Annotated in this window: 1 protein-coding gene; it reads right to left on the bottom strand. The window is 48.7% G+C overall.

The features are described 5' to 3' along the window. On the bottom strand, positions 1-552 hold a 552-nt coding region (locus ACTQ1N_RS12740; protein WP_441957013.1), incomplete at both ends, for an IS110 family transposase.

Raw genomic sequence — 552 nt, 5'->3', positions numbered from 1 at the left:
CCTGAGGTTTTGTCAGTTTGAGAGCCTGCATTACCTCAAAACAAGCTTTTCTTAGAGCCGGGTTGCCACGTTTGGAGATGTGACGATTCCGGCTCTCGAATTGTCCGGACTGATATGGCGGAGCATCATTGCCAACATAGGCATTGAGTGCTTTGCCACTGTGAAAACGGCGAATGTCACCGATTTCTCCAAGAATGATCGGTCCCAGTCGGTCCCCCACGCCGGCCATAGAACGAAGCACTTTGTACTCCGGCATGGCCTCTGCTATGATCCGCATTTGAAGATTGATCTCATCGGCAGCTTTCTGAGATGTGGATACGAGATCAACACATTGATCCTGAGTCATTGCGGATAAGGGATTTTCTCCACGGGTGGTAACACTGTTAAGGACCAACTCATAGATAGCAAGTCCCTTAGAACCGGCAAAACGATCCTTTGTCTTCTTGACGAGGACCTGATAGCTGTCCAGGAAACGTGTCTTGCCCATCTTACGGATTACATCGAAAGACTTGAAACGCTTAATGAAACGCAGAAGCACACAGTTGTCGGGAT

The sequence above is a fragment of the Porcincola sp. LCP21S3_C12 genome (genome assembly GCF_052118625.1).
Lineage (GTDB): Bacteria > Bacillota > Clostridia > Lachnospirales > Lachnospiraceae > Porcincola.
Note: the sequence above shows the minus strand (reverse complement) of the source record. Positions and strands in the feature narration are given on the sequence as shown.